This window comes from Mesorhizobium sp. M2A.F.Ca.ET.039.01.1.1 (assembly GCF_003998035.1).
GTDB lineage: Bacteria > Pseudomonadota > Alphaproteobacteria > Rhizobiales > Rhizobiaceae > Mesorhizobium.
The window spans coordinates 1-8321 of record NZ_RZRY01000257.1; the positions used below are offsets into that span (position 1 = coordinate 1).

At 65.0% G+C, this 8321-nt stretch carries 7 protein-coding genes; 1 reads left to right on the plus strand and 6 read right to left on the minus strand.

Annotated elements, in window-relative coordinates; all coding sequences use genetic code 11:
* The 6 genes from EOA24_RS41670 to EOA24_RS19565 all read right to left on the minus strand — a co-directional run.
* Window positions 1–1321: alpha/beta hydrolase (locus EOA24_RS41670; RefSeq protein ID WP_189354030.1), on the minus strand; the 1321-nt coding region annotated here is incomplete at its 3' end.
* A gap of 102 nt (window positions 1322–1423) precedes the next feature.
* Complete coding sequence (locus EOA24_RS19545; RefSeq protein WP_245491019.1) at window positions 1424–1726, minus strand: hypothetical protein; 303 nt, start codon at window positions 1724–1726, stop codon at window positions 1424–1426.
* A 30-nt stretch (window positions 1727–1756) separates the two neighbouring features.
* Window positions 1757–2713, minus strand: a complete 957-nt coding sequence (locus tag EOA24_RS19550; RefSeq protein WP_126083433.1) for an EamA family transporter — start codon at window positions 2711–2713, stop codon at window positions 1757–1759.
* A 102-nt stretch (window positions 2714–2815) separates the two neighbouring features.
* Window positions 2816–3097, minus strand: a complete 282-nt coding sequence (locus EOA24_RS19555; protein ID WP_245467128.1) for a hypothetical protein — start codon at window positions 3095–3097, stop codon at window positions 2816–2818.
* Between the two features lie 209 nt (window positions 3098–3306).
* Complete coding sequence (locus tag EOA24_RS19560; RefSeq protein WP_189354033.1) at window positions 3307–4458, minus strand: FAD-binding oxidoreductase; 1152 nt, start codon at window positions 4456–4458, stop codon at window positions 3307–3309.
* A gap of 13 nt (window positions 4459–4471) precedes the next feature.
* Window positions 4472–5791 (minus strand): aspartate aminotransferase family protein, encoded by a 1320-nt coding sequence (locus EOA24_RS19565; RefSeq protein WP_127409987.1) that lies wholly within the window; start codon window positions 5789–5791, stop codon window positions 4472–4474.
* Window positions 5792–6490: 699 nt separating this feature from the next.
* On the opposite strand from EOA24_RS19565, the gene EOA24_RS19570 reads away from it, so the two are divergent.
* The gene (locus EOA24_RS19570; protein WP_127255432.1) at window positions 6491–7321 is read left to right on the plus strand and encodes a hypothetical protein; all 831 of its coding nucleotides are present in this window, start codon (window positions 6491–6493) and stop codon (window positions 7319–7321) included.
* Window positions 7322–8321 lie beyond the last annotated feature (1000 nt).

Below are 8321 nucleotides of genomic sequence, written 5' to 3' on the forward strand. Positions count from 1 at the left end.
CTGAAAAGGCGCTCTGCAGGCGCCAGGCATCGTCGGGCGAGACAGTACGCAGCATCAGATCGTCCATCCAGGCGAAATGCTCGTGGGTGGCGCCGGGGATGAACATGGAGCAGAAGGCCTGGCGGAACATCGGGTTCGGCTTGCCCCAGCTCTCGCGCATCAGCGTCGCCACGGCCTCGCGCGTCGCGATCTCGCCGGCGTCGCCCCGCGCCCGCCAGCCTTTGACGTAACCGCCATAGAGGATCATGCCCGATACTTTCTCGGGATGGCGGATGGCGTAGGCGATCGAGACCGCACAGCTCTGCGACAGGCCGAGCAATGTGAAGCGGTCGAGCCCTGTCGCCTCGACCACGCGTTCGAGGTCGGACACCATGGTCTCGAACGAGATGTCGACGACCTGCCGCTGCGACAGGCCGTTGCAGCGTTCGTCATAGCGCACCAGCCGATTGTGGCGCGACAGTTCACGCATCCAGTGCCGCCAGATCGGGCTGTCCCAGTCGAAGGTGAGATGCGACATCCAGTGCGCGGCGCGCAGGATCACCGAGCCGCTGCCGGTGCTGGCATAGGCGAGCCTGGTGCCGTCGAGAGCCCGGCAGAATTGCACGGCGCGGCCGGGATCCTGCGGTAACACGCCGGGTTTCGACGGCGACTGCGGCGGCGTGGGGGGAGCAGCCTGCGGCGCGCGGCCGGTGGCCTGAGCGGCAGCCGACCGAACCTTCTCCTCCGGCGCCTCGGTCTCGGCCGCGAGGCCGGCGTCGTCCGGCAGGAGGCGGCGCAGGCGCCGGGCGAAGGGCAGCGCCCGTCGCGGCTCACCTGGCAGACGCTCGACCAGCTCGCGCAGGATGCCAAGCTCGACGATCTCCACCTCGCTGGCGATGGCCTGTCGCCAGGCTTCATAGTCGAAGCAGCGCTCGAGCGAGAGGTCGGCGAGAAAGCCGCCGCGGATCGAGGCCAGGACGGCTTCAAGCTCCTCGGTCGAGTGTGACGAAAGGTCAGCCTTCACCAGCGGCGCCAGCTGCGCATAGTCCGTCGCGATGTTGAGTACGACGGCGTTGCGGTCGGCGCTCAAAGCGGATTCGTCGGCGCCCAGCACCTGGCGGATCTTGGAGAGGCTCCAGCGCAAGGCGCCGCGCGGGTCGTCGGGAATGTCCCAGAATATCTCGCATAGCCGCTCGCGCTGATGCTGCCTGGCGGTGACGGCGAGGTAAGCGAGCAGCGCCCGCGTCTTGCGCGACGGCGGCAGGTCCAGCGGCTGGCCGTAGCGCGTGACCTGAAAATCGCCAAGCACGCGCAGTTCCAGCCTGTGCTGAGGGCCGTTCATGCGTTCACGCGCTTGTCGATCGCCATGGTCCCCTTCGGCCGAGGCCGCCGCTGCGAAGGGCAGCCAATAGCAAAAATGGCTAATTTAGGAAAGCTTGGCGGTTCAAGGCAGCAGCAGCTTCAATCGTGAGAGCCTGAGGCGCGCCAGGCGCCGCGCCGGGTTGTGAGAGGCTTCCAGGCCGGCCTCGACCAGGAAGGCCAAGGTCATCAACTCGATCAGGAATTCGTCGGCGGCGTCGAAAGTGGCGCGTGAGCCGGCAGCGAGATGCTTGAGCAGAGCGCGAGCTTCCTCGACTGCGTCGGCGCTGCCGGTGTCGATCAACGCTTCGAGCCTGGTGAAGCAATCCATGTCGATACTCTCCGCCCCGCCAAGGCGATAGATCGACTTGGCGGCGGAGACATCCACATATGTTAAGCGAGCTGCTTTGGGGCCTGCTCACGCCTTGGATCGAACCGCCCTTGGCTTGATGACCGTTGCCAGCACGACACCGACGACAATGAAGGCGGCGCCGAGCAAATCGTAATCGTGCAGGCTCTCGCCGAGCAGCAGATAGGCGAGGATGGCGACGAACAGCGTCTGCAGATAGAGCAGCATGCTTGCCCGGCTGGCGCCCAGCGTCTCGACGCTTTTGTTGTAGAGATAATACATCAGCGCACCACCGGGGCCGGCCAGATAAGCGAGCGCGAGCAGGCCATTGCCATTCAGGGCGGAGCGCTCGTCGTTGAATATCTCCCAGAGATGGAACGGCAGCGCCACCAGCGCGCCGGCGCCGAGCAGGAGGACCACCAATGGCAGAAGCTCGAGACCGAATTTGGAGCGGCGCAGCAGCACCGTGTAGAGCGCCCAGCAGAAGGCGCTGCCGACGATCCACAATTCGCCGATGTTGAAGCGCAGTTGCACCAGCGCGCCGATATTGCCATGCGCGACGATGACCAGCATGCCGGCAAGTGCCGCAACCGCGCCGAGCGCCTTCCAGAGGCCGAGCGGTTCGCCCAGCACCAGGCGCGCCAGCACCATGGTCATGATCGGCGACATCGCCATGATGATGCCGGCCGTGGTCGCGTCAGTGTCGTTCAGTCCACGGTAGATCATGCCCTGGCAAAATGTCAGGCCGATCGCGCCGACGGCGACGATCTCAAGGGGGCGGGATTTGAGAAGCGCCAGCATGGCGCCGTGATGGCGGTGCACGATCGGCAACAGGATGGCGCAGGCGAGCAAGAGCCGCCAGAAGCACAACCCCCAGGGCGGCATTTCCGGCGCCACCCATTTGGCCGCGATATAGACGCCGGCCGAAAGCAGCCAGCACAAGACGGCGGTCGGATAGCCGCCTAGCGAGGGTATCGAGATCGCGGCAGATTGCTCCGCCGGATGCGCTATCGGTATCGCCTGCATCGCATGCCCCCGTTCGAGAACGTCAGCCCAGACGTAAGCGGCAGTCTACCTCATCCCGGGCTTGTTCCCTATGGCCAGCGATGGAGGGTCACCGTCCAACGATCAGTGCGGTGTGTCGCTCGCCGGGTGCAACAAATCCCAGGCCGAGCCAACGCGACCATTGAACTGCGATGCGAAGCGTTCGGCCTCGATGTCTTCGAGACCGTCGTCGACAAGCGCCTCGATGCTTCGGCGCAGCAGAGCGAGCTGCATCCGCCGCGCATGACTCCTGTCGGTTTCGCGCATGATGGCCGTGACGTGATAGGCCACGACCGGCTGGCCGAGACAGGAGAGAAGCGCTCCCGACCCCGCCGTCGCCGCAGTGACTGCTTCCTCGATGTTCATGCCGGCGCTCCTCATCAAAGATGCTGGGCGCCTCCCCGGCAGATGGCGGCGATGGCGCCGCTTCTTTTCTAATTCCGGCGTCGCGAGACCATCGCTCGCGGCCAGACTCAAGTATCCTCCAGAACACTATTGAAGGCGACCGGATAGTTAATTGATGGTTAACGCGAACGGTCGCATCTTGGACGTTCGGCCCCGTCAAAACACATCGGTCAGTGGCCGGGAATGTTGCGCTCGGCCGATGGCGCGAGGCTCTGCGAGCCAGGTACCGAAACCGGCGCGCCCTGAAGCACCCAGTCGGCGGCGATCTGGCCGATGACCGGGGCGAGCTGGATGCCGTAGCCGCCGGCGCCGGCGGCGGTGATCAGCGCCGGCTCCGAGACATCGATCGGCCCGACAAAGGGGCGATGGTCGGCGGTCACCGGGTAGAGGCCCGCCCAGCCCCGGCCGAGCCGCGCGCCAGGCAGGTCGGGCACACGTTCCAGAAGCAGCTCCGCCAGATCGACCTTCGACTGCTCCTCGCACTGGTCGTTGTAATTGTCGGGGTCTTCCGGCGCGGTCGAATTCACCTTGTGGATCTCGGCGATCAGCTCGCCCGGTTTTTCGTGGCGGAAGTTGAGGCCGCTGCCTTCGCCGTTCACCAGGTCCATCACCATCGGCATGGTGTAGCCGAGCGGCGCGTCGAGATGGATGACGACGGCTTCGTGGCGCTCTGGCCAGATGTGCAGGCGCTGGCCGAAAAGTGCTGCGACCTGCGGAGCCCAGGCGCCGCCCGCATTGACCACGGCGTCGGCATCCACCGGGCCATGACTGGTCTCCAGCGTATAGCCGCCCGGCCGCCGTTCTGCGCCAAGCAGCTTGCGGTACTGGCGGATCTCGCCGCCCTTGGCGCGCACGATGCCGGCCAGGAAATTGCACATTTCATGCGGATCGAGGAAGCCGTTGTCGGGTCCGAACAACCCGCCTTCGAGGCCGTCGGGATTGATGTGCGGCACGAGGTCCCGGAGCTCGTTTGCGCGGACCAGGCGCGACCTTAAGCCCGCCTCGCCCTGGATCTCGACCGATTTCGCGAACAGCGCCATCTGCGCTTGCGTGCGCGCCAGCCGCAGATAGCCGATATGGTTGAAGCGTAGCCCCTCGCCTTCCCATTGGCGGAACCGGCGCAGCGAATGGACGCGCAGCAGGATCTCGAACGGATCGGTCAGCTGCGATCCGACGACGCCGACCGAGCGGCCGCTCGACCCCGAAGCGATCGACTGCGCTTCGAGCACCGTGACGCGCGCGCCCTGCTCGACGACATTGAGCGCCGTGCACATGCCCAGCGTGCCCGCGCCGATCACCACGACATGAGGAGAAGCTGTCATCTGTGGCCTGCCTTCAGGATTGCGCGGCGATGTCGCCCAGGGTCTCGTCGATCGCTTGAAGGATGGCGCCGGCATCCGCCTCGGTCATCGGCGTCGACAGCGCGAACAGGCCGTAGCTGGCGGAGAGCACGCCGCGGTCGAGCAGGCCCTTGTGGAAGGCGTCGGACTTCGCGCGCTCGGCCTGGCCCGGATAGACGGAGCGATAATCGGTGACGGGGTGCGAGGTGAAATGAACCTTGAACAGCGAGCCCAGGCCAACACACTGGCCGGCAAGACCGTGCTTTTGGAATGAGGCGGTGACGCCATCGCGCAATAAATTCCCGAGCCGATCGAGATGGCCGAAGCTTTCTTTCGTCAGCGCCCGCATCGAGGCAAGGCCGGCGCGCATCGTCACCGGATTGGCGGTGAAGGTGCCGCCATGCGGAAGCGCGGGCTTGCCGGCGGTCGGATCGAACACCGCCATGATATCGGCGCGCCCGCCCACCGCGCCGACCGGAAAACCGCCGCCGATGATTTTTCCGAGCGCCGTCAGGTCGGGCTCGATGCCCCACAGGCCTTGCGCGCCGGACCATCCCAGCCGGAACGAGATGACCTCGTCGAAGATGACCAGCGCGCCCGCCGCATGAGCGATCTCGACCATGGCCTGAAGGTAATCCTTGCGCGCCCGGATGAGGCCGGCGCGGTTGGGCATCGGGTCGATCAGCACGGCCGCGATGCTGTCGCCCTCGGCGGCGAAGACGGCGCGCAACGCTTCGCTGTCGTTGAAGGGCACGGCGATCACGTCGTCCAGCACGCCGCGCGGCGTGCCCTTGGCGTAAGCCGTAGACCTTGGCAGGTCACCCCAATTGGCCGGCGAGGAATCCAGGCTCACTTCGGCGAAATCGTAGGAGCCGTGATAGGCGCCCTCGATCTTGACGATCTTCGGCCGCAAGGTGAAGGCGCGCGCGGCCTTGATCGCCATCATCACGCCCTCCGTGCCGGAGTTGGTGAAGCGGACCTGGTCGACCGAGGGCAGCCGCTCGACCAGGAGCTCGGCGAGCTCGATCTCGCTCGGCGTCAGCGCGCCGAAGGCGGTGCCTAGCGGCAGCTGCCCGGCCACGGCCGCGGTGACGTCGGGATGGGCGTAGCCATGGATCATCGCGGTGAAATTGTTGATGCAGTCGTAATAGGCATTGCCGTCGACATCCCAGACCCGGCACCCCTCCCCGCGTTCGGCGTACACCGGAAACGGATCGACAAAGACCGTGGTGCGCGTGTTGCCGCCCGGCATCACCTTCCTGGCGCGTTCGAACAGGGCCTTCGATCCGGGCATGGCGTCGGGATAATGCGGCATGGCTCTCCGAGGCGAGTTCGACTGCTGAAACAGCGACGCAACCGCCGCTCGTCTCGTAGCTACGGTTCGTTTCCACGCCGCGCAATCGGCCAGACCGGGCATGCGAGGTGACCAGGTCCTTCCCATCCGCTGTCACGGCGACTCCGGCCATGCCGGGTGAAGGATTGCCTGCTGCGCCCGCCAGCCGCAGATAGCCGATCTGGTTCAATTGAGAACTCTCGCTCTTCCCGCTGGCGAAAACGAGGCAGCGCATGAATGCGAAGCATGATCTCGCTTTGAGCGTCCGACGCTGGTCGACGGCCGTCGACAAGTTCACCATCGGAACGGCCACGCCCGATATCTAGTCCATTTGGATGATGCTTCCTACGCCAGAAGACGTATCTGGTATAACCGGTCGGAACAATTCTAAAACGGCAAGATTTTCACAGTTGTTGATTCACTTCAACATGGGGCATACTGCTACAATGAAGAAATCTTAATCCAAGCACGCGCAGCCACTATGGCGTGTTTCTTGAGCACCGCGAGGAATGCCCAGCAAACAGAGGACCGTGGCCAGTGACACTCACACATGGATCTTACGAGGAGTTCGACACACGCCTGGCATGGGTTCGCTTCAGCATGCGCCACTGGAGGTGGAGCGCCATTCCGGGATGCATCCTCCTCCTGGGGGCGATATCCCCCGCAGACAATGGCGCCGAAATGCAGCAGCAGATCGTTGCGGCGCGGGGCGAACTGGCGTCGACAAAGGCTCAGTTGGACCTAAGCCAGCACGCTGAGCGTAAGGCGAGCGCGCAGGCAAAGGTGTTGGCCGGCACTTCCGCGGAGCAAGCAAAAGCGCTGAATGAGGCGAACCAGAGCAACGAAGCCCTCAAACTCGATCTGGAGGCGGCGCAGCGCGTCATCGAAGGACTGAAAGCACAAGCCGTTTCCTCGAACGAAGCACGCAGCGCCATGGAAGCGTCCCTGGCCGAGGCGAACCAATCGCTCGCCGATGAGCGGCATAAGGTCGAGCAATCCGAGCAAGAACTCGCCATGGCCCGCCAGGCCGCCGACGCCGAAAAGAAACGCGCAGATTTGGCCGTGGCTGAGCGAGCCACCGACCTCCAGCTGGCGGTCGCTGCCGCAAGACATGCCAACGAAGCATTGGACCTGGAACGTGCCCACGCGGTTTCGGCCGCAAGCGATCTTGACGGCGCCCGTCGGGAAAGAGACGCGGCAAAGCAGACATCCGCCGACTTGAGCGCAGCATTGGAGCAAGCGCGTCAAAGACTGACCGACATGTCCGTTGCCCTTACCGCTGCGCGAAAGGCGATCGAACTGGTCAACGCGCAAGGTGCGTGCCGCACAGAGCAAACAGAGCGCGCCACGCGTTCCGCCGCAGTTTCCCTTGCCGGCCAGGATGGCAAACTTGTCCGTCAAACAGGCTTGCAGGGCAAGATCAAAGCGAAGATGCCAGGATCACCGAAACGGGATCTGGTGGAGACGACGATTACGCTCCCCGACGCCTTGCTGCCGCCCCCGCCTCGATGACCATCGCCAGGAGCACAATTGGGTTAGCACGAACGCATGCCGCAGGAGGGTCCCGAAATGGGCAAATACGTGGCAGTCGCCATGATGATAGCAGTCGCTACCGGACCGGCGGCGGCCCTTGATGTCGGTGGTAGCGGCAAGGTCGGCGGCGTTGGCGTTGGCGCTGGAGTGAGCGCCGGATCGCAAGGTGTTTCCGCAGGGGTGGGGGCAAGTTTCGGCGGTGCGGGCGGCGCAAGTGTTGGCGCGTCAGCGGGCACAGGAGGCGTAAGCGTTGGTGCGTCGGCGAGCGCAGGTGGGACGAGTGTCGGCGCGTCCGCGAAGGCTGACACAGGGTCAGTCGGCGCGGGCGTTTCGGTTGGCAGTGCTCCAGACAGCGCAAGCGCGGGCGTTTCAACAGGTGCCGGCACAGCAACGTCAGGCACCACGGTCGCCGCGCCCCCCGACGACCCCAGCGTTCTCTCTGCCAAAAGCGCAACAACCGCGATCGGCCTGCCATCCACCCTCAAGCCCTCGAGCAACGGTGCCGGCGAGTTTGGGCGATCCACAGCGGGCTATCCTTTTGCGCCCCTGTTATCGCTGAAAGCGAAGCCAGGCACGCCGACCAACGTCGTGAGCGCGTGCCGTGCGGCGATCGGGTCGGCCGCGACGCCCCTTGGCGCCGTGCGCGTATACGCGGTCAGCGCCGGTCCGATGCGCCAACGCAAGGCCGGTCTGGCGGCGCCGATCGAGGTGCGAATAACCTATGCGCTCCGAGATGGCGTCCAAGTGCGACAAGCGAAAGTCCTGTGTCGCCTTAGCGCAACGGGAAAGGTTATCGCGGTAACGTAGCAACCGGCCGGCATTGGCCTGGACACCGGCGGAGTTGCCCGCTTTACCGAGATCGTGCACAGGGCCCGCTACTTGGCACCGCTACCTGGCAACGTCATTCGCCACTGTCCGGTTCGGGTGCCTCAGATGGGTCGGCGTGATGCCGGTCTGCTGGCGGAAGACGCGGCTGAAA

Excerpts from the sequence above, each read along its gene's own strand:
- EOA24_RS19550 (WP_126083433.1), bottom strand. The coding sequence starts at position 2,713 with ATGCAGGCGATACCGATAGCGCATCCGGCGGAGCAATCTGCCGCGATC.
- EOA24_RS19555 (WP_245467128.1), bottom strand. The coding sequence starts at position 3,097 with ATGAACATCGAGGAAGCAGTCACTGCGGCGACGGCGGGGTCGGGAGCG.
- EOA24_RS19560 (WP_189354033.1), bottom strand. The coding sequence starts at position 4,458 with ATGACAGCTTCTCCTCATGTCGTGGTGATCGGCGCGGGCACGCTGGGC.
- EOA24_RS19565 (WP_127409987.1), bottom strand. The coding sequence starts at position 5,791 with ATGCCGCATTATCCCGACGCCATGCCCGGATCGAAGGCCCTGTTCGAA.
- EOA24_RS19570 (WP_127255432.1), top strand. The coding sequence starts at position 6,491 with ATGCAGCAGCAGATCGTTGCGGCGCGGGGCGAACTGGCGTCGACAAAG.